Below are 23,499 nucleotides of genomic sequence, written 5' to 3'. Positions count from 1 at the left end.
AGTGATGAACCTCCCTCTAAGAGTAGATGTTTTCACAAATGCACACAAGAGCCTGATGATAAAATATGTGAAAAAATGTTGAACAATCACAATGTAAAAGACGTAGTCAGACTCTGTTATAATAGAAGAGTTGAATGGAGGAATAAACATGAAAGAAACGACCTGCCCGAACTGCGGCAAGCCGATTACAGGCGACATGGTCAGATCATCCATGATCCCGTGCCAGTTTCAGTGCGGGCATTGCCATGTGAAATTGCGTGAATATAAAGTATCCGCTCCGATTATGGCTGTGGCCATTGCGATCACGGTGCTTTTGATTTATCTTGTGCAGATGGCCAGAACCGCCGTCATGCCGATGTTTCCGGCAGCGCGGTATGTGCCGGCCGCCATTTTCGCGCTCGTATGTGCGTATCCGGTGTTTATTGTCAGTGAGCGGCTCATTGCCAAACTCGTCGTCACAAAAGGACACATTATATACAGAAAGCGTTAAGACACCTTTGATGAGGTGTCTTTTTTTGTTAAGGAGTTGTCACAGTCTCTGTGCCAAACTCCTCTTTACTTTTCATTGAATGGGGATTGTAAGCGTTTTATGATGAAGACACAGGGGAGAGAGAAACCCCGTGTCTTATTTATTTTCATCTGAAGGCAAGCAAACAGGGAGGGAATGAACATGCAGCAAGAACAGCAAGCTGGCATGAAAGTGAAGATACAGCGGTTCGGCAGTTATTTAAGCGGTATGATCATGCCGAATATCGGCGCATTTATCGCATGGGGAATTATCACCGCGCTGTTTATTCCAGCGGGATGGTTTCCGAATCCGCAGCTGAATACATTGGTAAGCCCGATGATTACGTATCTACTGCCGCTTTTAATCGCATATACGGGCGGAAAAATGATTTACGATCACCGCGGGGGAGTCGTCGGAGCGACGGCCGCCATCGGAGTCATTGTCGGAGCGGACATTCCGATGTTCTTAGGGGCAATGATTATGGGGCCTTTGGGCGGTTATCTCATTAAACAATTAGACCGTGTGTTTAAAGATAAAGTCAGACAGGGTTTTGAAATGCTGATCAACAACTTCACGGCGGGAATTATCGGAGCTGTGCTGACGATTATCGCATTTTATGCGATCGGCCCGGTCGTCCTGTCTCTTAACAAATTGCTGGCGGCAGGTGTGGAAGTCATTGTCCACGCGAATTTGCTGCCGATTGCAAGCGTTTTCGTAGAACCGGCGAAAGTCCTGTTCCTGAATAACGCGATCAACCACGGCATTTTAAGTCCGATCGGAATCGAGCAGGCCGCCAAAGCGGGTAAATCCATTCTGTTCTTAGTGGAAGCGAACCCCGGGCCGGGACTCGGTATTTTACTGGCATATATGTTCTTTGGGAAAGGCTCTTCAAGATCGACGGCTCCGGGAGCGGCGATCATTCATTTCTTCGGGGGGATTCATGAAATCTATTTCCCTTACATTTTAATGAAACCGATGTTGATCCTCGCGGCGATCGCCGGGGGAGCGAGCGGACTGCTTACATTCTCGATCTTTAACGCGGGTCTTGTCGCCGCATCATCTCCGGGAAGCATCATCGCCATTTTGGCGCTGACGCCGAAAGGAAGCTATCTCGGCGTGCTGGCGGGCGTCATCGTTGCCGCGGCCGTATCGTTTATCGTCTCGGCGCTTATTCTGAAATCGTCTAAAGCAGGCGAAGAAGATTTGACAGCCGCGGCGGAAAAAATGCAGGAAATGAAAGGCAGGAAAAGCGAAGCGGCGGCCGCATTGGCAGACAAAGAGGAAGAGCCGGAAAACAGCGCCGCTGATATTTCCGCTGACCAAGTCAGCCGCATTATCTTCGCATGCGACGCAGGTATGGGATCGAGCGCAATGGGCGCCTCTATTTTAAGAAACAAAGTGAAAAAAGCAGACCTGGATATTGATGTGACAAATACGTCGATCAATAATCTGCCGAATGACGCGGATATCGTCATTACGCATAAGGACCTGACTGACCGCGCGAAAGCGAAGCTGCCGCAGGCGGTGCACATTTCGGTTGATAATTTCTTGAACAGCCCGAAATACGATGAACTGATTGAAAAGCTCAAAAACTAATCAAACAGAAAGAGGGATCTTCATCATGGAAGTATTGGCTAAAGCGAACATCAAACTGAACCAGACGGTGAACTCAAAAGAGGATGCCATCCGCCTCGCGGGACAGACATTGATTGATAACGGCTACGTGAAGAACGGCTATGTGGAAAAAATGTTCGAACGTGAAGAAACATCATCCACGTTTATGGGGAATTTCATCGCGATCCCGCACGGCACGGAAGATGCGAAGGATGAGGTGCTTCATTCAGGCATTTCCGTCATCCAGATTCCGGATGGTGTGGAATACGGTGAAGGCAATACGGCAAAGGTCGTTTTCGGTATCGCCGGAAAAAACAATGAACACTTAGACATCCTGTCAAACATCGCCATCATCTGCTCAGAGGAAGAAAACATCGAACGGCTGATCAGTGCAAAGACGGAAGAAGAACTGGCCGCTATTTTCAGCGAGGTGAACTGACATGATTGCCCTTCATTTCGGAGCGGGAAACATCGGACGGGGCTTTATCGGCGCCCTGCTCCATCATTCCGGCTATGACGTAGTTTTCGCTGATGTGAATGAAACGATGGTCAGCCTTCTCAATGAAAGGAAGGAATATACCGTGGAGCTTGCCGACGGCGGCCGGCAGACAGAAATCATCGGCCCTGTTTCAGCCATCAACAGCGCGGTGCAAGAACAAGAGCTGTACGGGCTGATCAATGAAGCGGCGATCATTACGACGGCGGTGGGCCCGAACGTTCTCAGACTCATCGCCCCGTCCATCGCGGAAGGGCTGAAGCGCAGAACGTCTTCTGAGCCTCTCAATATCATTGCCTGTGAAAATATGATCGGCGGTAGCAGTTTTCTGAAAAAAGAAGTTTTCGGACATTTGACGGATGCGGAGCGGGAACTCGTGAACCGGACGGTCGGCTTCCCGGATTCTGCGGTAGATCGGATCGTGCCGATTCAGCACCATGAAGATCCGCTGAAAGTATCCGTAGAACCGTTTTTTGAATGGGTCATAGACAGAACCGGCTTTGCCGGCGGCCAGCCGGTACTTAAAGGCGCGTTGTTTACGGATGATCTTACGCCTTTCATCGAGAGAAAGCTGTTTACCGTCAATACCGGTCATGCCGTTACGGCGTACGTCGGCTATCAGCGCGGATTAAAAACCGTCAAAGAGGCCATCGGCCATCCGGAAATCCGGCGTGTCGTGTACGATGCACTTTCAGAAACGGGCGAGTACTTGGTGAAAGCGTACGGCTTTAAGCAATCCGAACACGAGCAGTACATGAAGAAAATCATCGGCCGCTTTGAAAATGAATACATCACGGATGATGTGACAAGAGTCGCCAGATCACCGCTCAGAAAACTCGGAGCGAATGACAGATTAGTAGGGCCGGCTAAAAAAATAAAAGAACCGAACGCGCTGGCAGAAGGCATCGCCGCCGCCCTGCGCTTTGACTATCAGGATGATCCGGAAGCGGTTGAGCTGCAAAAGCTTATCGCGGAAAAAGGCACGAGCCGCGTTCTTCAAGACATTTGCGGTATTCAGCCGCATGAACCGCTGCACGGCATCGTGCTCAAAAAGCTCAATCAATAAAAATGAACCCGCGTCGGGGGACGCGGGTTTTTTCTTGCGTTATAATGAGAGGGAAGGGAGGCTGCGTGATGAATCAGAAGCTATTGCCACATCGTTATCCGTTTCTTTTAATTGACGGCACGACGAACAGTGAAGCCGGAAAATGGGCGGCTGCTTACAAAAATATCAGTGAAAATGACTGGTTTATAACTGAATCCCAAAGAGAGATGCCATTTTCGCTCGTCGTTGAAGCAATGGCCCAAACGGCGGCTTGCGCGGGAATTACCGGCGGTGACAGCCTCGGTCTCTTATCCGCGGTGAAGAAAGCGGAAAGGTTAGGTGCCGCTTTGCCGGGAGACCGTCTGGATCTTTTGTTTGAGGTCACGCGAATCAGACGCGGTTTTGTGTTCGGCCGGGCGAAAGCGTCCGTTGCCGGGAAGCCTGTGGCGGAAGCTGAACTCAGCATATTTATCCAGCCATCGTAAAAAAAGCCGCCTCCAGCGGCGGCTTTCGGACAAGCGTGTTATTTTGTATCATAGTCTCTTTCACTTTGTGAATTGTCCCTTTGGTCATGTTTGTGTTTTTCGTCATTGGCGTTTTCCTTCAGCTCTTCCAGCGGAATCGGATCGGTTAAATCATGATGTTCAGGATTTTCATTCGGTTTGTTCTTTTGTTTTCTTTCTTTCATCCTCCATCACCTCAATATTTCTTTTCCTCAACGTTCTCCCCGCCAAACGCAGGAAGCGGTTTTTTGTTCCTGTGGGTCATATGTATTAAAATAGAGACGACTACATTATAAAAAGTGAGGTACATATATGCCGATACAAAGAGAAGACGCAGATATTAAACTGATCGCGATTGATATGGACGGAACCCTGCTCAATGACGAGCAGCTCATCCCGGAGGAAAACCGGCGGGCGATCAAGGAAGCGGAGGCGAAAGGAATTCACGTCGTCATCAGCACAGGACGCACGCTGATGACCTGCCGCGAACTGGCTGAGTCTCTCGAGCTGTCATCCTTTTTAATCACGGCAAACGGCAGCGAGATCTGGGATTCCAACTTTGAGCTGGTTGAGCGCAAGCTTCTTCATACCGATCATATTCAAAAATTATGGGATCTGAGGAATAAGCACAACACGAATTTCTGGGCCTCTACCGTCGATAGAGTGTGGAGAGGGGAATTCCCGGAAACGATTACAGATCATCAGTGGCTCAAGTTCGGATTCGAAATCGAGGATGACGAAGTGCGGAATGAGGTGCTGCAAGAGCTCAAGGAATACAAGGAGCTCGAGATCACAAACTCCAGTCCGATCAACATCGAAGTCAATGCCCTCGGTATCAACAAAGCGGCTGCGCTGGCGAAGGTATCGGAAAAACTCGGCTTCACGATGGAAAATGTGATGGCCATGGGTGACAGTCTGAATGACATTGCCATGATTGAAAAAGCGGGTGTCGGCGTCGCCATGGGGAATGCGCAGGACATTGTGAAAGAAACAGCTGACTGGGTGACTGATGTCAACACGGAAAACGGGGTCGCCAAAGCGATCCGCCACTGGGTGTTATAATAGAAAAAAGAGAGAGTCTCAGTATGAGGCTCTCTTTTTTTAGTTTTGTCAGATTTATGACTAGGTCCATGGTAGGTTTTCTGACAAAAGGATGTTCAAACCTGTCAGAATTAAATATAATGAAGAGAAATTCAACAATTCGGAATAGTCATTCCGAATAGCGGAATGATAATAATATAAAACGTTTACAATACAGGAGGGATCTTATGTTTCAGATTGACATCAATTGTGATTTAGGAGAGAGTTTCGGTGCTTATAAAATCGGACTGGATGAAGAGATTTTGGATTATGTGACATCTGCAAACATCGCCTGCGGCTTTCATGCGGGTGATCCCAGCGTGATGCGCAAAACGGTTGCGCTTGCGGCGGAAAAAGGCGTGAAAATCGGCGCTCATCCCGGGCTGTTCGATCTGCAGGGATTCGGGCGGCGGCAGATCGCGATTACACCCGAGGAAGCGTATGATCTGACGCTGTACCAAATCGGCGCGCTGTCAGGTTTTTTAAAAGCAGAAGGTGTCGAGATGCAGCATGTGAAGCCGCACGGCGCTTTATATAATATGGCCGCCGTCAATCCCGGCCTGTCAGCAGCCATCGCTCAGGCGGTCTGTCATTTTGATCCCGGGCTTATTCTTTTCGGGCTTTCCGGAAGCGAGCTGATTAAAGCGGGAGATCGAATCGGACTGAGGACGGCAAGCGAAGTGTTTGCGGACCGCACCTATCAGGAAGACGGCACGCTGACGCCGCGTTCAGAGCCGGATGCGCTGATTCAGGATGACAAAAAAGCGGTCGGTCAAGTGATTCAAATGGTGAAAGACAGCACGGTGACATCACGTAAGGGACAAGCTGTAAGCCTGAAAGCGGACACGGTCTGCATTCACGGAGACGGAGCCCACGCCCTCACATTCGCAAAAACAATCAAAAAAGAATTAAAAACGGCAGACATTCAAATCAGCGCGCTTGCAAAAGACTGAGCAGCAGAGGGAGGAAGACAGCATGGAGCAAAAGAAAAAAACAGCCGGAAAGGCTTCCGGCAAATGGTCGATTCTTTTAGGCGCGACATTTTTGATGGCGACATCATCAATCGGGCCCGGCTTTCTGACGCAAACGGCCACGTTTACCAATACATTGGCGGCAAGCTTCGGCTTTATCATTTTAATTTCTATTATTTTGGACATTTTCGCGCAAACCAATGTATGGCGGATTATCGCGGTTTCCGGAAAGCGCGGCCAAGAGATTGCCAATATGGTGCTTCCGGGCGCCGGTTATGCCATTGCTTTTCTGGTCATGCTCGGCGGACTTGCGTTTAATATCGGAAACATCGGCGGCGCGGGTCTCGGTCTTCAAGTATTATTCGGGATCAAACCGGAGATCGGCGCTTTAATCAGCGCAGCGGTCGCGGTGCTGATTTTTGTCATAAAGGAAGCCGGAAAAGTCATGGACCGTTTTATGCAGATCGCCGGCATCGTCATGATCGTATTGACGGTGTATGTTGCCGTAACGACGGCTCCGCCGGTCGGACACGCCGTTGTGAAAACTTTTATGCCTGATCATATCAGTGTGCTGGCGATCGTGACGCTTGTCGGCGGCACAGTCGGCGGGTACATTACATTTGCCGGAGGCCACCGTTTGCTTGATTCAGGCATCCAAGGGAAAGAAGTCATCCCTCAGGTTACGAAAAGCTCCATCACAGGCGTTCTGATTACATCGATTATGCGGATTGCCCTGTTTCTCGCCGTGCTCGGCGTCGTCTCAAAGGGCCTGAGCATTGATCCTGATAATCCGGCGGCTTCTGTATTCCGGCTTGCGGCGGGAAATGTAGGCTATAAAATTTTCGGCGTCATCATGTGGTCTGCCGCTATCACGTCTGTCATCGGCGCCGCCTATACATCGGTATCATTTTTCAAATCATTTTCAACAAAAATCGAAAAGCACTCACATGGCGTAATTATCGGTTTTATCATCGTATCCACTCTTATTTTTGTCACGATCGGCCAGCCTGCCAAAATTCTGGTCGCGGTCGGTTCGCTTAACGGCTTAATTCTGCCGCTTGCATTAGCGATGATTCTGTTGGGCGCTTATAAGAAAAAAATCGTCGGCGATTACAAGCATCCGATCTGGCTCACGATTGCAGGGGCGATCGTAGTAGTTGTCATGGCGGTTATGGGCATCTATACATTATTCACGCAAATGCCGCAGCTATGGAGCTGATGATATGAAAAACCATATGAGTGACATGAGCCCCGAAGAAGCCAGACAGCTGATCAGGAAAGGGCAGATGACCGGGCCGACGGTGGGGATGGCCGCTTCTTACGCACAAGCCAATCTCGTCGTTTTGCAAAAGGATCTTGCCTTTGATTTTCTCTTATTCTGCCAGCGCAATCAAAAGCCTTGTCCGGTGCTTGACGTGACGGATGCGGGTTCACCCGTTCCGGCAATAGCTGCGCAAGGAGCTGATATCCGGACGGACTTTCCGAAATACAGGATTTATCGGCATGGCGTGCTTACTGAAGAGGTAACGGATATTACGCCGTATTGGAAGGATGATGATGTCGGGTTTTTGATCGGCTGCAGTTTTTCATTCGAGCAAGCCCTTATTAATCAGCACATTCCAATCAGGCATATTGATGAAGGCGTGAACGTTCCCATGTATAAAACAAATATTGACTGTGTTCCCGCCGGCCCATTTTCAGGAAAGATGGTCGTCAGCATGAGACCGATTCCGGAAAGGCTTGCAGTCCGGGCGGCGCAGGTCACGTCACGTTTTCCCGCCGTGCACGGCGCCCCCGTCCGCATCGGAAATCCGCAAAGCATCGGTATCAGCGATTTGCAACAGCCGGATTTCGGAGATGCCGTAACGGTGCGGGAAGGTGAAGTTCCCGTATTCTGGGCCTGCGGCGTTACACCCCAGGCGGTGATCATGGAAGCAAAGCCTGATATTGTGATAACACATTCACCGGGGCACATGCTGATCACCGATATACGAAATGAATCGCTTGCTGTCCTGTAAGTGAGAAAGAATACAACGAGGTGATGACAATGATGCAGTATAGCGGAAATACAGCGCTTGATATACAGCCGTACGGTGATTCCGCCGTTATCATCCGCTTTGGCGGGCACATCAGCGAAGAGGTCAACAGCCGGGTGCATGCGGCGGCAGCCTGTATGGAAGAACGGCCGTTTCCGGGCTTCGTTGAATGTATTCCGGCATTCACAAGCTTAACGATCTTTTATGATATGTATGCCGTCTCAAACATAAAAAAAGGCGTCTCTCCTTTTGCCTTGGTCAAGAAAGAAGTGACAGAACGTCTCAGCCATATAATGACCGACCGCCAGAAAGAGCGCCGGGTGATGGAAATCCCCGTTTGTTACGGCGGTGATTTCGGTCCCGATTTAGAAGAGGTCGCTGAGATGAACGATCTGACCCCGGAAGACGTCATCCGTATTCATACTGAAGGCGAATATCTCGTTTATATGCTCGGATTTGCGCCGGGATTTCCGTTTTTAGGAGGAATGTCTGAGCGGATCAGAGCGCCGAGAAAGGCGTCACCAAGGCCGTCCATCCCGGCCGGTTCAGTAGGAATCGCGGGAATGCAGACCGGTGTGTATCCGATATCCACTCCCGGCGGCTGGCAGCTGATCGGCAGCACCCCGCTCCGGCTTTTCAGGCCGGAAGAACATCCGCCGAGTCTTTTGAGAGCGGGCGATACGGTGAAATTCGTCCGGATCACGGCAGAGGAATACAGCCGCATCAAGGAGGGAGCCGAATGAGTATGAAAGTGGTAAAGCCCGGTCTCTTGACGACGGTTCAGGACACGGGACGCACGGGGTATCAGAAATACGGTGTGCTGGGAAGCGGCGCAATGGATACGATCTCTCTGCGCATCGCCAATCTTCTTGCCGGAAATCAAGAAAAAGAGGCGGGACTGGAAATTACGCTCATGGGGCCCGGGCCTTCCTTTGAATTTTCAGAACCTGCGGTTATTGCCGTGACGGGAGCTGATTTTGCCCTTCATATTAATGGGGAGCCCGCTCCTCTGTGGAAACCGGTTTTGATAAAGGAAAACAGCGTCGTCTCATTCGGGCCGTGCAAGATGGGGAGCCGCGCATATCTCGCCGTCGCGGGGGGATTTGACGTGCCCGCCGTCATGGAAAGCAAGAGCACGTATGTCAGAGCGGGGATCGGCGGTTTTTGCGGAAGAGCGCTGCAAAAAGATGATGAGCTGCCGCTCGGCCGTATGACGCCATGTTCGGAATCAATCGCGTACCGTCTGAGCGATTCTTTCGGACAGCATGGTTTCTCAGCGCCTGATTGGTCTGTCAGCAGCAGAGGGTTTCTGCCGCTGAAAAAAAATCCGGTTATACGAGTGCTTGAAGGCGCTCAATTTCACGCTTTTACAGAAGAAGCAAAATTGCGTTTTTATCAAGAGTCATATACGGTCACGCCTCAATCCGACCGAATGGGCTACCGGCTGAAGGGCGCTCCGCTTGAATTGCGGGAGCCGCTGGAGATGGTATCTGAGGCCGTGACGTTCGGAACGGTGCAGGTGCCGCCGGACGGCAATCCGATTATTCTGCTGGCTGACAGACAGACGACGGGGGGCTATCCGCGGATGGCGCATATCATATCCGCCGATCTTCCTCTCGTCGCCCAAACGATGCCGGGGGAACATATCACGTTCCGGGCCGTTTCGCTGGAGGAAGCGGAAATGCTGCTTTTGGAGAAGGAACAGCAGCTGAAGGAGCTGAAAGCAAGGCTCAAAATGGAATGGCTGATCTGACAAAGGGGCTAAAGACCATGGAAAACTTAAACAAAACCGTCATCAAATCAATGGAACTGCTTCATTTGTTTCTGACTGAACCGAGCCTGAGCTTAAATGAACTGGTTTCTCTATCGGAGATGCCGAAGACCTCGGTTCACCGGATGGCAAGCTCGCTGGAAGAAACGGGGTTTCTCATCCGGGCGGCAGACGGCCGTTATCAGCTTGGTCTGATCTTTTTACAATTCGGCCAGCTCGTCTCTGAACGTCTGGATATCAGGAAAATAGCCAAACCGATTATGGAAGAGCTGTGCGGCGAAGTGGATGAGGCCGTTCAGCTGATCATGAGGGACGGGGATGAAGCCATTTACGTCGAGAAAATTGAAGGCACCCAAACCGTCCGCCTGTATACGGCAATCGGCCGCCGGTCTCCGCTGTACGCGGGAGCGTGCGCCAGAAGCATTCTATCGTTTCTGCCAAAAGAGGAGATTGACACATACATTCAGAAGACAAAGCTTGCCGCAATCGCCTCAGGCACGATGACGGATCGGGCTGAACTGCTTCAATCTATTGAAAGATCCTTACAATCAGGTTATACGATCAGCTATTCGGAATTAGAGGATTACACGGCGGCGATCGGAGCGCCGATTTTCAATCACGAAGGTAAGGTGGCTGCCGGAATCAGCATCGCCGGCTTCGAAGCCCGGTTTTCAGAGGACAGGCTGCCGTATTTAACCGAAAAGGTCAAAAACGCCGCACAGCATATTTCTGAGAAATTGGGTTATTGACCGAGCCAATTTTTCTTCACTCGCGTACATTACAATATCGATAGTAACGAGTGGAGGAAAGTAAATGGGACTTGTTTATACGGCGCTGGGGGATTCTTTGACGACGGGAAGGGGATCCGGGCCGTTTTCCGCCGGTTTTGTCCAGCGGTTCGGGCGCATGATGGCAGAAGATTTACAGACAAGAACCGACGTATCCATCTTTGCCAAATCAGGCCTTGAGACGGTAGAAATTCTCGGGCTTATGTCCTTGCCGTACATTCAGAGGCGGATTCAGGCTGCTGATATGATTACGATTACAGGCTGCGGCAACGATTTGATCGATTCGGTTCAGGCATATCAGCAAACATCGGACGCTTCGGTGTTCACCAGCGTGTCCAGTCACTGCCATGAGAACTTTGAAAAGATGATAGCCAAGATCGCTGCCTTAAAAGGGCCGCACCCGTCTCCTTATGAGATCCGCGTCTTTAATTTATACAATCCTTTCCCGGGCATCTCCATTGCAGAAAAATGGATATCCTCTTATAATGCGCACCTCAGCACACTCGCATCGGCGCCGCACGTCAAAATCGCCGACGTCCACAGCGCTTTCAAAGGAAAAATGAATGAATATCTCTCTCATGACCGCGTACACCCCAACAGTAAGGGATATGAAGTCATGGCATGCGTCCTGCGGGGGCTCGGATACGGAAGCCTCGCCCGCTCATAAAAGCGCGCTCCTTTTCATCGGGAGCGCGCTTTTCGTGCTCCTTAAAACAAACTTAAAATTGCCCGACTTTCGTTCTATCCGCGCAAAAAATACGCTAGAATAATGGGGGATAAAGACAGAAATAGAATTGTGTTCAAAAAATGATAACAGAAAGGATGGATTGCTTTGCTGCGCGCCTTAAAACTGTCACTCGCGATGCTGATTATTATACTTGCGGCCGCCGCATTTACGTATGCGGAACATACCTCAGTCATACAGCCGGTTATGCTCGTGTTTCTCGGTGCGGTCATGTTCATTCAGGGGCTGGAGGAAAAACGGAAAGAAAACGACGGCTCCGGGAAATTCAATATCTATACCGCCGTTTTTGTATGGTCAATCTCCTTAATCGGTTTTACGCTTCACGCGATCTGAGTCTGATAGATCCTGAAAATGCTCCACAACGGGAAATGGTGAATAAAAACGGTGCAGTAAGGCTTTCCATTCCTGATATTCCGGCGATCCGCGAAAGCCTTTTGTATGATCTTCTAATGTCTCCCATTCCACAAGCAGCAAATATTTATGCGTCTTTTCCATACATTTGGACAAGGAATGGGACAGATAACCTTTCATGCCCGCGATAATCGGCTCCGCCCGGCGGAATGCCTCTTCGAATTCCCCCTCAAGACCTTCTTTTACATAAAGCATGGCTGCTTCTCTGATCATCTGAAATTCCCCCTTTTTTTAATAGATACATTGTATAAGAATATGGCCCGTGACGGCAGGAAAAACAAAAAAATTTAAAACAATATGAGAAAAAAATCCTTGCCAGCCTGATTTGGTTTAGGAGAAAATAACAGTTGGAAGGCAGGGGAATAGACAGTGAAAAAAGGGTTATACCTATTACTTTTACTCGCAGGAATCATAGGTTTGATCGGCTGCTCGAAAACGGAATCGGCCGAAGACAGAATGAAAGATTTCGTAAAAGACTGGAACAGCGGTCATTACGATAAGATGTACCAAAGTCTCACCCAGGATGAAAAGAAAAAGCTATCCAAAAAGGATTTTGTAAAACGATATGAAACCATTTATGAACAAGCAGGGGTCAAAAATCTGAAAGTCACTGCCGAAAAACAGGACGAAGACGACAAGAAAAAAGATGACCTCCAGCACATCGATTATAAAGTCAGCATGGATACAAAAGCAGGGAAGGTCGCTTTTGAAAACACGGCCGTCCTGAAAAAAGAAAAAACAGACGATGGAGAATCATGGAACATCGACTGGAATCCTTCTTTTATTTTCAAACAGCTTTCCGATGACAAAACCGTGCAGATCGCAAATGAAGAACCGAAGCGCGGACAAATTTACGACAAAGACGGAAAAGGTCTCGCCGTGAATACCGAGGTGCCGGAAATCGGCATTATCCCTGGAAAACTCGGTAAGGATAAAGACAGCGTGATCAAAAAACTGTCTGAAAAACTGGACCTTTCTGAAGACGATATCAAAAGCAAACTGAAACAGGGCTGGGTAAAAGACGACTCCTATGTCCCGATTCAAAAAATCAGACCGGATGATGAAAGCAAGGTCAAAAGCCTGCTCGCATTAGACGGCGTGACGAAAACGAAAGTCAGCTCCCGCTACTATCCGTACGGCGAAAAAGCAGCCCATCTGACCGGCTATATTAAAACCATCACAGCGGAGCAGCTGAAAAAAGCGAAAGACGGCCAATACAGCGATACTTCCAAAATCGGCATCGCCGGCCTTGAGAATGTATATGAAGACAAGCTGCGCGGCACGGCCGGCTGGAAAATATACGTCCCGCAAACAGGTGAGGTCATTGCTGAAAAGAAAGCCGAAAGCGGGCAGGATATTCATGTAACGATTGACATGAAAACGCAGACGAAGCTGTATGATTCTATGAAAGATGACAGCGGAGCGGCAGTCGCCCTCGAACCGCAAACGGGAGAGACACTCGCGCTCGTCAGCGCACCGTCTTATGACCCGAACGGCTTTATTTTCGGCTGGAGCGGAAAAGAATGGAAAAACCTGAATGAAGATAAAAACAATCCATTTTCAGCGAAATTCAACAAACTTTATGCGCCGGGATCAACGATTAAACCGATTGCCGCGGCAGTCGGCCTGACAAACGGCACATTGAAAGCGTCGGAAAAGAAAAAAATCACCGGAAAAGAGTGGCAGAAAGATTCAAGCTGGGGCGGTTACCATGTCACACGCGTATCAGAGCGCCTGAATGAAGTGGATCTCGAAAACGCGCTGATCACATCGGACAACATCTACTTTGCGCAAAATGCCATAGATGCCGGAGCGGACGCGTTTACAAAAGGATTAAAAACATTTGGCTTTGATGAAGAGATTCCGTACCAATTTCCGATTGAAAAGTCTTCAATCGCTAACGGCAAGCTTGATTCCGAGATCCTTCTCGGAGATACGGGCTACGGCCAGGGGCAGATGATGATGTCTCCGCTGCACTTAGCGGCTGACTATACCGCATTTGTAACAGACGGAAATCTCGTCAAACCGACATTGATCAAAGACGGAGAAAAAACACCGCAAATCTGGCATAAGCAAGTGGTGTCGAAAGCCAATGCCGAAGAAATCACGAAAGGGCTGAGAGGCGTCGTTGAAGATCCGCGCGGCTCTGCATATCAGCCGGCCGTAAGCGGCATTACCGTAGCCGGAAAAACCGGTACAGCCGAGCTGAAAACGTCTAAAGAAGATAAAGACGGCAAAGAAAACGGCTGGTTTGTCGGTTACGATTATAAAAAGAAAGACCTCTTGATCGCGATGATGATTCAAGACGTCAAAAAACGCGGCGGAAGCCATTACGTCGTTGAAAAAGCGAAAAAGCAGTTTCAGAATCATTAAATGACGATTTTTGCGGGCTGAAAGGAAAATCGGCCGCCGAAGCAGAATGAAACAGCATGGGCAATTCCTGAAAACAGAGATACAAGAGGCTCTAAGAAAAAAGGGGGATTTCACATGCAGCGCATTCAATTGGCTGAAGACCTGGAATTTTCAAGAGTGATACACGGGCTTTGGCGTCTGAACGAATGGAATGTTTCAGACGGAGAGCTGCTGAATCTGATTGAATGGTGCATCAGCCAAGGCATCACCACCTTCGACCATGCCGATATATACGGCGGTTATACGTGTGAAAAGCTGTTCGGCGGCGCTTTGTCCCTTTCGCCTTCAATAAGGGAGCGAATCGAAATCGTCACAAAATGCGGGATTGTCATTGAATCACCGGAACGGCCCGGAAACAAGTCGCATCATTATAATACGTCGAAGTCTCACATTTTAGCGTCGGCGGAGCAGTCGCTTTTGAATCTGAATACGGATTATCTGGACGTGCTGCTCATTCACAGACCGGACCCGCTTATGGACCCGGAGGCTGTGGCTGAAGCGTTTCACGCGCTGAAAAGCTCGGGAAAGGTCAGATATTTCGGGGTGTCGAACTTTAAAGCGCACCAGTACAGAATGCTCGAATCCTATTTGGATGATCCGCTTATCACAAACCAAATTGAAATTTCGGCGTACGAGCTTGAAAATATTCATGACGGCACGCTGGATTTCTGTCAGGAAAAACGCATTCCGCCGATGGCGTGGTCACCGCTTGCGGGCGGGAGCGTCTTTACCGGACAATCAGATAAGGACGTCCGAATCCGTGCCGCGCTTCGTTCCGTACAGGAAGAAATCGGCGCCGCTTCCATTGACGAAGTCATGTACGCATGGCTGTTCACCCACCCGGCAGACATCATGCCGATTGTCGGCAGCGGAAAAGAGAACCGCATTTCCGCCGCGGTGCGTGCATCCGCGTACAAACTCAGCCATGATCAGTGGTTCCGGATTTATACCGGTGTCCAAGGCTGCGATATTCCATAAACAGAACAAACGCCCGGAAGCTAGCTTCCGGGCGTTTGTTTATGTGGTGTGCAATGTCTAAAAACAAGTAAGGTCACTTTGAAGTATAGCCGTGCGGATCAAGAGTAACAAGCGTCATGGCATATTATCTGACACATTTTTCTTTTTCAATACTGTCACACGGCCCAGTGCCAAATTGCCATTTGAAAATGGTTGAATAATCATTGAAAGCGTTTTATATTATAACTTACACCACTTTCCCCGGCAGCACTCCCCATATGCCATACTTCTCACAACTAGAAAATCTGGAGGCGCGTTTCATGTATATGACAGCGAGAGAACAAAAATTAATGAAACATCTTTTACTGCAGAACCGGTACGAGACAGTGCATGAACTGGCGGAAGCTTTACAAGTCAGCACAAGAACCGTTCACCGCGAGTTAAAAACAATCAAACCGATGATGGAATCATTCGGTCTGGCACTTGATAAACAGCCCGGCAAAGGACTGAAAGCGGTAGGAAACCCGGAGGACAAACAAAAACTCCTGTCAGACCTGTCCTATGAACAGTATGAATACAGCGCTGAGGAGCGGAAACTTTTAATTCTATGTTCACTATTAGAGTCTCAAGAGCCGATTAAGCTCTACAGTCTGGCGAACGAACTGCAAGTGACAAACGCGACGATCAGCTATGACCTGGATGAGCTGGAGACTTGGATTGCGCCCTTCGGCTTGACGCTGATCCGAAAAAGGGGCTTCGGCATTCAGCTGACGGGGCCGGAAAATGCGAAACGGAAAATCGTCGGCAATCTCATCGTCAACCGCCTTGATATTCAAAGCTTTTTGGAAGCGGTTGAATTGAATATTAAAGGAAAACCGGACGATGCTGAAAAAATGTTCGGCGTCGTAAATAAAGCGGAACTTTTGAAAATGGACCGGCTCTTAATTCAGCTCAAGGAAAAAATCGCGATCGCCTTATCTGACAGCTCATACATGGCGCTTGCGGTTCATTTAACCTTTGCGATGGACCGGATCAGGCTCGGAGAAACCATCACGATGGAGGATTCGGAACTAAAAGCGCTGCAGCAGACGAAGGAGTACGGCTCTGCGCTGGAAATGGCAAAAGAGCTTGAAAAAGCGTTCGGCGTTTCAATTCCGGAAGCTGAGATCGGATATATCACCATTCATTTGCGGAGCGCCAACCGCAAATACAAAACGGAATTCAAACCGGAAGACATAGAGGTTGAAACGGCCTTGCAAACGAAGCAGCTGATCGGCTTCATTTCTGAAAAAATTAAAATTGATCTGACGGAAAACGGTTCTTTATACGATGGTTTAATCGCCCATCTGGAGCCTGCGATCAACCGGGTAAAAGAAAATATCGACATGTACAATCCGATGACTGAGCAAATTAAACGCGACTACTTTCTGCTGTACATGGCCGTAGAAGAAGGAATGGAAAAATTCTTTCCGGGGCTTCTTTTCTCTGATGATGAGATCGCTTTCATCGTTCTTCACTTCGGCTCCGCTCTGGAAATCAAACGGGAAGAAGCGAAGATCAAAGCGCTGATCGTCTGTTCAAGCGGCATCGGATCGTCCAAAATGCTCGCATCCAGGCTGAAAAAAGAGCTTCCGGAAATCCGTTCCTTTGATATGTCTTCCCTCATCGAACTGAAGGATCGAGACATCACCGCGTATGACATGATCGTATCCACCGTTCCGATCCCGTATGAAAACATTGATTACGTCATGGTCAGTCCGCTTTTAAACGAAGAAGACGCTGATCAGGTCAAGCAGTACATCAAAAGAAAAATTCCGCTGATTCTTGACAAAAAAAGAAACGGTAAAAGAGAAGAGAAGCAGCCGGAGACGCCTGATATGCTGGAAGCGGCCGGCCGTATGGCGCATTACGCGGCGGTTATCCAAAGCGTGCTGCGGAACTTTTCGGTCAAATCCATTGAGTCAAACACGGCGTATGAGCTGTTTTTGAACCGTATGTTTGACATGCTGGAGCAAGAAGGATTGATTCATAATGCCCAAAAAACCGCACAGTGCCTTGCTGAGCGTGAACGACAGGGCGGACTCGGCATTCCGGGAACGGCGATGGCCCTGTACCATCTCAAAAATGAAGAAATTGTCACGCCTTTTTTCAAAATTTATGATTTGACAGCTCCATGCAGTGTCAAAGGCATGGACGGAAATTCCCTGACCGTCGACCGCGCTTTGGTGATGATGGCGCCGGCTGATATGCCTGCTGAAGGGTCGGAAATACTAAGTGCGGTCAGTTCGGCCATCATCGAGTCCGAAGACAGTATAAAAGCCTTCCAGACTGAGGATGAGGCCGATTTATACAAACGTTTAAACAAGCTGTTTTATCATTTCATTCGGGAGAAAGGACAGCGGTAAACAGGAAGCGCACACCTCATGTGGGGTGTGTTTTTTTATGCATGTATGAGGGTAAGGGGAAGGGAAGAAACTAAAAACACGGGACTATTGTATCATTCACCGATGGAATAGTTCTAAAACAAAATAGTTTTACAAGTTATATTTTTTGGTTTAAAATGGGTTGCGTGAGAAAGAAAATCTGACAGAGTTTTTTTGTGATTTATCATTATGGGAGATGAAAATATGGAGACATTACAGCATCTGATTCTGCATGACATTTCAAATAGCGAAGAGATCGAAGCTGTAAAAAGCGGTGCGCATACCCTGACCTACGCGGAATATCGAAAACGAATCAACCAGCTTGCACAAGCGCTTCTTGATAAAGGAATAAAAAAAGGCGACAGAGTGGCGATGCTTTGCAAAAACGGCCACGCGGCATCCATTGTCATGTTTGCGGCACTCGAAATCGGCGCGGTGGTTGTGCCGGTCAGCTGGCAATTAACACCTTACGAAATGAAGGGCATTTTAGCAGCCTGTGAACCGAAAGCTGTTTTTTACGGCACTGAATTTAAAGAGATCATGGAAGAAGTGCTTCCTGCGCTTGCATCTTCTCTTAAACTGAAGGTCGTAACAGGAACAGCTGCGGAGACAACGCCTCAGTTTGACGCTTTATTGACAGGCTCCGGTGAAACACCGGACGTCGAAACGGTGTCTGAAAACGATACGGCATTGCTGATGTTTACCTCAGGTACAACCGGCAATCCGAAACGCTGCATGATCACTCACGGCGGCATATACAACTACGTAAACGCGACATTGGCATACACGGGGAGAATGCAGCATGTCCGCTTCTTAGCATGCCATCCGAATTACCATACGAGCGCGATTATCTGCCAGATGGTCGGCACGATGAGCGGAACGACATTCATTATGACAGACAATCAGGACCCTGTGGAAAACCTGAAGCTCATCGAAAAAGAAAAAATACAAACCATCATGGCGCTGCCAGTCTATTTCACATACCTGCTGAAAGCATGGGAAACGCATCAGACTGACATGTCTTCTATCGTTTATATGATGACGGGAGGAACAAAGGTGCCAAGCAGTCTGATTCAGCAGTATCTCGACATCGGCATTCCGCTCATGCATGGATATGGAAGCACGGAAGCGTGGGGCATCAGCTCTTGGAATCCGCAAATGGGAATGGATAAAGCCGCTTCCGCGGGTAAACCGATGGAAGAAGTGGACGTCCGCGTTGTAGATCCGGAAACAGGTGAATTCCTTCCGCAAGGTTCAATCGGAGAAGTCGCTGTGAAAAGTCCGTTTTTATTCAAAGGCTACGAAGGTAACGAAGAAGCGACACGAAAAGTGCTGAAAGACGGCTGGTTCCATACCGGCGATTCCGGCTATGTGGATGAAGACGGATTTATCTTTATCACCGGACGTTATAAAGATGTCATCATCTACGGCGGCGATAATATTTATCCCGACCAGATTGAAGAGGTCATTCAGCAAGTGCCGGGCATTCTCGAAACGGCGGTTGTCGGTATCCCTGATCCGCTCTACGGCGAAAAGCCGAAAGCGTTCATCGTGACAAACGGCAGAGAAGGCCTGACAGAAGAAGAAGTGACCCGTTTCCTTCAAGAACGTCTTGCCGCCTTTAAAATTCCGGACATTGAGTTCGTCAGCGAACTTCCGAAAAACAACCTTGGAAAAGTGAGAAAAGACGTGCTCCGCAAACAAGCGGTCCGTTCATAATTGAAAACAAAGACCCGGCTGCGAGCCGGGTTTTTTTCTTGCGTTCCATGTGAAACATTTTACTCCGAAAACATTTTGAACTGTCTCAATCATGTTTATCCGGAAGACTGCCGAGGTAGACAAGAAATATGAGATCGAACAAGAAGGAGGAACTTGACATGGAAAACTATCCGAAGGAATTCCCGGCGGAATCACAAAACCGCCAGCCGGGCATTGAGAACGAAATGAATCCGGCGCCTGTTTACGAATACAAAGAATATAAAGGCGCTGACAAATTAAAAGGAAAAACCGCACTTATCACAGGGGGCGACAGCGGTATCGGACGCGCCGTAGCGGTTGCTTACGCGAAGGAAGGCGCAAATGTCGCGATCGTCTATTTTGATGAACACGGTGATGCGGAAGATACAAAAAAACGAGTGGAAGAAGAAGGCGTAAAATGTCTGTTAATCCCCGGCGATGTCGGTGAGGAAGACTTTTGCAATGAAGCCGTTGAAAAAACGGTTGAAGAATTCGGGCGTCTTGATATTCTCGTGAATAACGCCGCGGAACAGCATCCGAAAGAAAGCATTAAAGACATCACAAGCGAGCAGCTTCACAGAACCTTTAAAACAAACTTTTACTCACAATTTTATTTGACTAAAAAAGCGATTGATTACATGAAGCCGGGCAGCGCGATCATTAATACGACATCCATTAATCCTTACACAGGCAATCCGCAGCTGATTGACTACACGGCTACGAAAGGCGCGATTAACGGTTTTACGAGATCCATGGCGCAAGCGCTCGTCAACGACGGTATCCGTGTCAACGCCGTGGCGCCGGGACCGATCTGGACACCGCTTATTCCGGCGACATTCTCAGAAGAAACAGTCGCTTCCTTCGGTCAGACTACGCCGATGGGCCGGGCAGGCCAGCCTGTTGAACATGTCGGCTGCTATGTGCTCTTGGCCTCAGACGAATCATCTTATATGACCGGACAGACGCTGCATGTCAACGGCGGCAAATTTGTGACCACATAAGGGGGCTGAAGCATGACGATATCGAAGCATGACGTGAATGCATACTATCAAAAAGCGGGAATCGTTCTGACTGATGATGAAGTCGAAGACATTCAAATCATGGATTACGGCTTAGGCAAGCTTAAGGAAACCGGGCTTCAGCTGTTTATTTACGTGAATACCGACCGCTACTGTTCGAAAGAATTGGTGCTCTTCCCGCGCCAGACGTGTCCGGAACACCGCCATCCGCCGGTCGGCAGCGAGAAGGGAAAACAAGAGACATTCCGCTGCCGCTGGGGGAAGGTGTATCTCTACGTGGAAGGCGAAAAGACAGAGAACCCAAGCGTCCTCCCGCCGAAAGAAGACAAGGAATACTACACCGTCTGGCATGAGATTGTGCTTGAGCCGGGCGGACAATACACCATTCCGCCGGATACGAAGCATTGGTTTCAAGCGGGAGAAGAAGGGGCGGTCGTCACGGAAATGTCATCGACAAGCACGGATGATCACGATGTTTTCACCGACCCGCGCATTTAAGGATGAGGCTGCACGCCTCATCTTTTTTTGTATGGAAAAAAGTGAATTTACCTGTATAATGGCTAATAAAGGAAAGAAGGTGCGGTCGTGTTTTCCTGTCAAATCTGGGAACATCTGAAGATCAGATTGCTTGCTAAAGAAGATACGGACGAATTGTATTCTGTTATGAAGCGAAATCAAAACCATCTCAGCGAATGGCTCAGCTGGGCGGAAGAACTGGCTGATATCGATACGTACCGAGATGTGATCATCCCCGAATGGCGCTATAAATACGCGGAAGAGAATGGGTTTGACGCCGGAATTTTTGTGAAGGGCCGGTTTTGCGGCATGATCAGCATCCATAATGCCGATCCAGTCAATCAAAAAGCAGAGATCGGCTACTGGCTGGATCGAGAGCATGAAGGATTCGGCATTATCACCGCAAGCTGCCGGGCGGTCATCACCCATGCATTTCAGGATCTCGGCCTGAACCGCATCATGATCAGCGCGGCTGAAAAAAACACGAAAAGCAGGGCGGTGGCGGAACGGCTCGGATTTCAGAAAGAAGGACTGACGAGAGAAGGCATTTTCGTACAGGGCGCCTATCATGACACGGTGAACTACAGCATGCTGAAGCGGGAATGGAGCGAAGATCGGCAGAAGAGCACATTTCTTGGTTTAAATGTCTCCCCAATGTGGAAAAGTAACAGCGGAGACGTTAAAAAGGAGTGATTCTTCATGAATCAAAATGAAATCAAAGAAAAAGTGCTTGAAGTACTGGATCATCATAAAGTCGGTTCGCTTGCGACGGTAGAGCAAGGCAAACCGCATTCACGCTACATGACATTTTTCCATGACGGCTTAACGATTTACACGCCGACGAGCAAAGACACTCATAAAGCGGAAGAAATTGAAAACAATCCGAATGTTCATATTCTGTTAGGGTATGACTGTGAAGGATTCGGTGACGCTTATGTGGAAGTGGCCGGAACCGCCAAACTGAACAACTCAGCCGATTTAAAAGAAAAGCTGTGGGATCCGAAACTGGAACGCTGGTTTGACGGAAAAGACGATCCGAACCTTGTGATTCTGGAAATTGAACCGAAGCAGATCAAGCTCATGAACGCGGGTGAAAAAACGCCGGCCGAGCTGGAACTTTAATAAATCATTTGATTATTCAGGGGCAATCTGTTATACTTAATTGCTAAGTGACAACATGCAAATAAAAAAGAAAGTAAACTTCTTTTTTCTGTTTTGATATAGAAGCTTCAGGCTTCAACGGACAGCTTGAAAAAAAGCTGAGCTTATTCTTTTCCTTCTGACATTCGCCCCTAACGAAGAGATGGAAAAAAGACTTTTTGTTTTACAATTCACACCGGCGCGGCTTCGGAGCCGCAGTGACGATTGAGAGGTAGGGCTTTCGTTGTCTTGTGTTCAAGAACTTCCATGGTGTTTACTTTCGAAGAATGATTCTGTCGGAACTGTTTATACGAATCACCCGCGGGCTAAGGCGGGCAACCATATATTATTTATTTGCGTAAGAAAAGAATAAGACAAAAACCGCGCCGGACATCCGGGCGGTTTTTTTATGTAACCGGCCGAAACCTCGCCGCAGTCTGCAGAGTCTAATCAGTAGAAAAGATTTGGAGGAATCATACATTGCACGTTATTACTTCACAAGTACTGTTTATCTTCTGTTTTCTGCTGCTGATACATTCGGTTGAAACGCTTGCCTATGCAACACGGCTTTCCGGCGCGAGAGTCGGATTTATCGCGTCAGCGCTGTCATTATTTAATGTCATGGTCATCGTGTCGCGTATGTCAAACATGGTTCAGCAGCCGTTTACCGGACATCTGATTGATGCCGCCGGATCAAACGCCCTGTCTGTTGTGGGCGCTCAGTTTCGATTTTTAATATTCGGCTCCACGGTCGGAACGATACTCGGCATCTGTCTTTTGCCGACATTCGTCGCGTTATTCACCAGGGCGATTATACACTTGGCGGACGGAGGAGGCTCCGTCATGCAGGTATTTAAAAAAGGATTTTCACTGAACGGGCTGAAGCATGCGCGTTCTTATATCAGACTGCCGTCAGTCTCCTATTTAAAGGGGCTTCAATTCCGAATGATCCCGAAACGCTTGTTTGTCATTAATATGGTCATTACGTCTATTTACACGATCGGTGTTCTGTCCGCTCTGTACGCCGGCCTTCTGGCGCCTGAGCACAGCACGACCGCCGTGATGGCATCAGGCTTAATCAACGGAGTTGCGACCATGCTGTTGGCTGTGTTTGTTGATCCGAAAGTATCCGTACTGGCAGACGATGTGGCGAAGGGCAAGCGCAGCTACGTCTCCTTAAAATGGACATCATTGACGATGGTGACATCAAGGGTGGCGGGCACGCTTCTCGCCCAGCTCGTGTTCATCCCCGGCGCTTATTATATCGCCTGGGTGACGAAATGGATGTAACGCATGAAAAAAGCTCCTCTTCTGCAGAGGAGCTTTT

General features: G+C 48.8%; 25 protein-coding genes. 23 read left to right on the top strand and 2 right to left on the bottom strand.

Going from position 1 to position 23,499, the window contains the following annotated elements:
- Nucleotides 1-148 precede the first annotated feature (148 nt).
- The 5 genes from ACWHAR_RS15855 (at nt 149) to ACWHAR_RS15835 (ending at nt 4,148) form a co-directional block, all read left to right on the top strand.
- On the top strand, nt 149-490 hold the full coding sequence (locus ACWHAR_RS15855) for a hypothetical protein (RefSeq protein WP_007609433.1): 342 nt from the start codon (nt 149-151) through the stop codon (nt 488-490).
- A gap of 174 nt (nt 491-664) precedes the next feature.
- Nucleotides 665-2,104, top strand: a complete 1,440-nt coding sequence (locus ACWHAR_RS15850; RefSeq protein ID WP_014720723.1) for a PTS mannitol transporter subunit IICB — start codon at nt 665-667, stop codon at nt 2,102-2,104.
- Between the two features lie 25 nt (nt 2,105-2,129).
- Nucleotides 2,130-2,561, top strand: coding sequence for a PTS sugar transporter subunit IIA (locus ACWHAR_RS15845; RefSeq protein WP_012116817.1), 432 nt, complete (start codon nt 2,130-2,132; stop codon nt 2,559-2,561).
- Between the two features lies 1 nt (nt 2,562).
- The gene (locus tag ACWHAR_RS15840) at nt 2,563-3,684 is read left to right on the top strand and encodes a mannitol-1-phosphate 5-dehydrogenase (RefSeq protein WP_032872904.1); all 1,122 of its coding nucleotides are present in this window, start codon (nt 2,563-2,565) and stop codon (nt 3,682-3,684) included.
- Between the two features lie 68 nt (nt 3,685-3,752).
- On the top strand, nt 3,753-4,148 hold the full coding sequence (locus ACWHAR_RS15835) for a 3-hydroxyacyl-ACP dehydratase FabZ family protein (RefSeq protein WP_032872906.1): 396 nt from the start codon (nt 3,753-3,755) through the stop codon (nt 4,146-4,148).
- Between the two features lie 38 nt (nt 4,149-4,186).
- Here ACWHAR_RS15835 and ACWHAR_RS15830 read toward each other — a convergent pair whose 3' ends face one another.
- Entirely contained in the window at nt 4,187-4,351 is a 165-nt protein-coding gene (locus ACWHAR_RS15830) for a hypothetical protein (RefSeq protein ID WP_003156294.1), read from the bottom strand.
- A 127-nt stretch (nt 4,352-4,478) separates the two neighbouring features.
- Here ACWHAR_RS15830 and ACWHAR_RS15825 point away from each other — a divergent pair, with 127 nt between their 5' ends.
- The 9 genes from ACWHAR_RS15825 to ACWHAR_RS15785 all read left to right on the top strand — a co-directional run bounded on the left by ACWHAR_RS15825 (nt 4,479) and on the right by ACWHAR_RS15785 (nt 11,890).
- On the top strand, nt 4,479-5,228 hold the full coding sequence (locus tag ACWHAR_RS15825; RefSeq protein WP_032872909.1) for a Cof-type HAD-IIB family hydrolase: 750 nt from the start codon (nt 4,479-4,481) through the stop codon (nt 5,226-5,228).
- Between the two features lie 206 nt (nt 5,229-5,434).
- Nucleotides 5,435-6,199 (top strand): 5-oxoprolinase subunit PxpA, encoded by a 765-nt coding sequence (locus tag ACWHAR_RS15820; RefSeq protein ID WP_032872912.1) that lies wholly within the window; start codon nt 5,435-5,437, stop codon nt 6,197-6,199.
- A gap of 22 nt (nt 6,200-6,221) precedes the next feature.
- Nucleotides 6,222-7,436, top strand: a complete 1,215-nt coding sequence (locus tag ACWHAR_RS15815) for an NRAMP family divalent metal transporter (RefSeq protein ID WP_029326223.1) — start codon at nt 6,222-6,224, stop codon at nt 7,434-7,436.
- 4 nt (nt 7,437-7,440) lie between these two features.
- A complete protein-coding gene (locus ACWHAR_RS15810) occupies nt 7,441-8,235 on the top strand; it encodes a putative hydro-lyase (RefSeq protein WP_032872915.1) in 795 nt (264 codons plus the stop codon).
- Nucleotides 8,236-8,264: 29 nt separating this feature from the next.
- Entirely contained in the window at nt 8,265-8,996 is a 732-nt protein-coding gene (pxpB, locus tag ACWHAR_RS15805) for a 5-oxoprolinase subunit PxpB (protein ID WP_032872918.1), read from the top strand.
- A gap of 2 nt (nt 8,997-8,998) precedes the next feature.
- Complete coding sequence (locus ACWHAR_RS15800) at nt 8,999-10,006, top strand: 5-oxoprolinase subunit C family protein (protein WP_014720726.1); 1,008 nt, start codon at nt 8,999-9,001, stop codon at nt 10,004-10,006.
- A 17-nt stretch (nt 10,007-10,023) separates the two neighbouring features.
- Nucleotides 10,024-10,773: an IclR family transcriptional regulator gene (locus tag ACWHAR_RS15795; RefSeq protein WP_032872921.1), complete on the top strand. Its 750-nt coding sequence runs from the start codon at nt 10,024-10,026 to the stop codon at nt 10,771-10,773.
- 64 nt (nt 10,774-10,837) lie between these two features.
- A complete protein-coding gene (locus tag ACWHAR_RS15790; protein WP_032872923.1) occupies nt 10,838-11,479 on the top strand; it encodes a GDSL-type esterase/lipase family protein in 642 nt (213 codons plus the stop codon).
- A 195-nt stretch (nt 11,480-11,674) separates the two neighbouring features.
- A complete protein-coding gene (locus ACWHAR_RS15785) occupies nt 11,675-11,890 on the top strand; it encodes a YczI family protein (RefSeq protein WP_369719110.1) in 216 nt (71 codons plus the stop codon).
- On the opposite strand, the gene ACWHAR_RS15780 is transcribed toward ACWHAR_RS15785, so the two are convergent.
- Nucleotides 11,861-12,181 carry an antibiotic biosynthesis monooxygenase family protein gene (locus ACWHAR_RS15780; protein WP_003156282.1) on the bottom strand — a complete coding sequence of 107 codons (321 nt, stop codon included), beginning with the start codon at nt 12,179-12,181 and terminating at the stop codon, nt 11,861-11,863. The genes ACWHAR_RS15785 and ACWHAR_RS15780 overlap by 30 nt on opposite strands.
- Nucleotides 12,182-12,337: 156 nt before the next feature.
- Between ACWHAR_RS15780 and ACWHAR_RS15775 the strand changes: the two genes are divergently transcribed.
- The 9 genes from ACWHAR_RS15775 to ACWHAR_RS15735 all read left to right on the top strand — a co-directional run bounded on the left by ACWHAR_RS15775 (nt 12,338) and on the right by ACWHAR_RS15735 (nt 23,462).
- Complete coding sequence (locus ACWHAR_RS15775) at nt 12,338-14,341, top strand: penicillin-binding transpeptidase domain-containing protein (RefSeq protein ID WP_032872925.1); 2,004 nt, start codon at nt 12,338-12,340, stop codon at nt 14,339-14,341.
- 114 nt (nt 14,342-14,455) lie between these two features.
- Entirely contained in the window at nt 14,456-15,358 is a 903-nt protein-coding gene (locus tag ACWHAR_RS15770; protein ID WP_014416927.1) for an aldo/keto reductase, read from the top strand.
- Between the two features lie 299 nt (nt 15,359-15,657).
- The gene (locus ACWHAR_RS15765) at nt 15,658-17,742 is read left to right on the top strand and encodes a BglG family transcription antiterminator (RefSeq protein WP_032872927.1); all 2,085 of its coding nucleotides are present in this window, start codon (nt 15,658-15,660) and stop codon (nt 17,740-17,742) included.
- Between the two features lie 222 nt (nt 17,743-17,964).
- A complete protein-coding gene (locus tag ACWHAR_RS15760; protein WP_032872929.1) occupies nt 17,965-19,479 on the top strand; it encodes a class I adenylate-forming enzyme family protein in 1,515 nt (504 codons plus the stop codon).
- Nucleotides 19,480-19,637: 158 nt separating this feature from the next.
- Entirely contained in the window at nt 19,638-20,498 is an 861-nt protein-coding gene (locus ACWHAR_RS15755) for an SDR family oxidoreductase (protein ID WP_023356711.1), read from the top strand.
- Nucleotides 20,499-20,510: 12 nt separating this feature from the next.
- Nucleotides 20,511-21,014, top strand: coding sequence for a D-lyxose/D-mannose family sugar isomerase (locus ACWHAR_RS15750; RefSeq protein ID WP_032872931.1), 504 nt, complete (start codon nt 20,511-20,513; stop codon nt 21,012-21,014).
- Nucleotides 21,015-21,101: 87 nt separating this feature from the next.
- Complete coding sequence (locus ACWHAR_RS15745; RefSeq protein ID WP_032872933.1) at nt 21,102-21,725, top strand: GNAT family N-acetyltransferase; 624 nt, start codon at nt 21,102-21,104, stop codon at nt 21,723-21,725.
- Between the two features lie 6 nt (nt 21,726-21,731).
- Nucleotides 21,732-22,154 carry a pyridoxamine 5'-phosphate oxidase family protein gene (locus ACWHAR_RS15740; protein WP_003156270.1) on the top strand — a complete coding sequence of 141 codons (423 nt, stop codon included), beginning with the start codon at nt 21,732-21,734 and terminating at the stop codon, nt 22,152-22,154.
- A gap of 498 nt (nt 22,155-22,652) precedes the next feature.
- Nucleotides 22,653-23,462 (top strand): lipid II flippase Amj family protein, encoded by an 810-nt coding sequence (locus ACWHAR_RS15735; RefSeq protein ID WP_032872935.1) that lies wholly within the window; start codon nt 22,653-22,655, stop codon nt 23,460-23,462.
- Nucleotides 23,463-23,499 lie beyond the last annotated feature (37 nt).

The sequence above is a fragment of the Bacillus sp. LR--39 genome (assembly GCF_053613335.1).
This window is presented reverse-complemented; position numbering and strand designations above follow the sequence as displayed.

Coding starts and splice junctions, on each gene's coding strand:
- ACWHAR_RS15820 (WP_032872912.1), top strand. CDS start 5,435: ATGTTTCAGATTGACATCAATTGTGATTTAGGAGAGAGTTTCGGTGCT.
- ACWHAR_RS15780 (WP_003156282.1), bottom strand. CDS start 12,181: ATGATCAGAGAAGCAGCCATGCTTTATGTAAAAGAAGGTCTTGAGGGG.
- ACWHAR_RS15800 (WP_014720726.1), top strand. CDS start 8,999: ATGAAAGTGGTAAAGCCCGGTCTCTTGACGACGGTTCAGGACACGGGA.
- ACWHAR_RS15855 (WP_007609433.1), top strand. CDS start 149: ATGAAAGAAACGACCTGCCCGAACTGCGGCAAGCCGATTACAGGCGAC.
- ACWHAR_RS15755 (WP_023356711.1), top strand. CDS start 19,638: ATGGAAAACTATCCGAAGGAATTCCCGGCGGAATCACAAAACCGCCAG.
- ACWHAR_RS15740 (WP_003156270.1), top strand. CDS start 21,732: ATGAATCAAAATGAAATCAAAGAAAAAGTGCTTGAAGTACTGGATCAT.
- ACWHAR_RS15765 (WP_032872927.1), top strand. CDS start 15,658: ATGTATATGACAGCGAGAGAACAAAAATTAATGAAACATCTTTTACTG.
- ACWHAR_RS15790 (WP_032872923.1), top strand. CDS start 10,838: ATGGGACTTGTTTATACGGCGCTGGGGGATTCTTTGACGACGGGAAGG.
- ACWHAR_RS15785 (WP_369719110.1), top strand. CDS start 11,675: ATGCTGATTATTATACTTGCGGCCGCCGCATTTACGTATGCGGAACAT.
- pxpB (WP_032872918.1), top strand. CDS start 8,265: ATGATGCAGTATAGCGGAAATACAGCGCTTGATATACAGCCGTACGGT.
- ACWHAR_RS15770 (WP_014416927.1), top strand. CDS start 14,456: ATGCAGCGCATTCAATTGGCTGAAGACCTGGAATTTTCAAGAGTGATA.
- ACWHAR_RS15810 (WP_032872915.1), top strand. CDS start 7,441: ATGAAAAACCATATGAGTGACATGAGCCCCGAAGAAGCCAGACAGCTG.
- ACWHAR_RS15840 (WP_032872904.1), top strand. CDS start 2,563: ATGATTGCCCTTCATTTCGGAGCGGGAAACATCGGACGGGGCTTTATC.
- ACWHAR_RS15795 (WP_032872921.1), top strand. CDS start 10,024: ATGGAAAACTTAAACAAAACCGTCATCAAATCAATGGAACTGCTTCAT.
- ACWHAR_RS15815 (WP_029326223.1), top strand. CDS start 6,222: ATGGAGCAAAAGAAAAAAACAGCCGGAAAGGCTTCCGGCAAATGGTCG.
- ACWHAR_RS15835 (WP_032872906.1), top strand. CDS start 3,753: ATGAATCAGAAGCTATTGCCACATCGTTATCCGTTTCTTTTAATTGAC.
- ACWHAR_RS15830 (WP_003156294.1), bottom strand. CDS start 4,351: ATGAAAGAAAGAAAACAAAAGAACAAACCGAATGAAAATCCTGAACAT.
- ACWHAR_RS15760 (WP_032872929.1), top strand. CDS start 17,965: ATGGAGACATTACAGCATCTGATTCTGCATGACATTTCAAATAGCGAA.
- ACWHAR_RS15825 (WP_032872909.1), top strand. CDS start 4,479: ATGCCGATACAAAGAGAAGACGCAGATATTAAACTGATCGCGATTGAT.
- ACWHAR_RS15850 (WP_014720723.1), top strand. CDS start 665: ATGAACATGCAGCAAGAACAGCAAGCTGGCATGAAAGTGAAGATACAG.
- ACWHAR_RS15750 (WP_032872931.1), top strand. CDS start 20,511: ATGACGATATCGAAGCATGACGTGAATGCATACTATCAAAAAGCGGGA.
- ACWHAR_RS15845 (WP_012116817.1), top strand. CDS start 2,130: ATGGAAGTATTGGCTAAAGCGAACATCAAACTGAACCAGACGGTGAAC.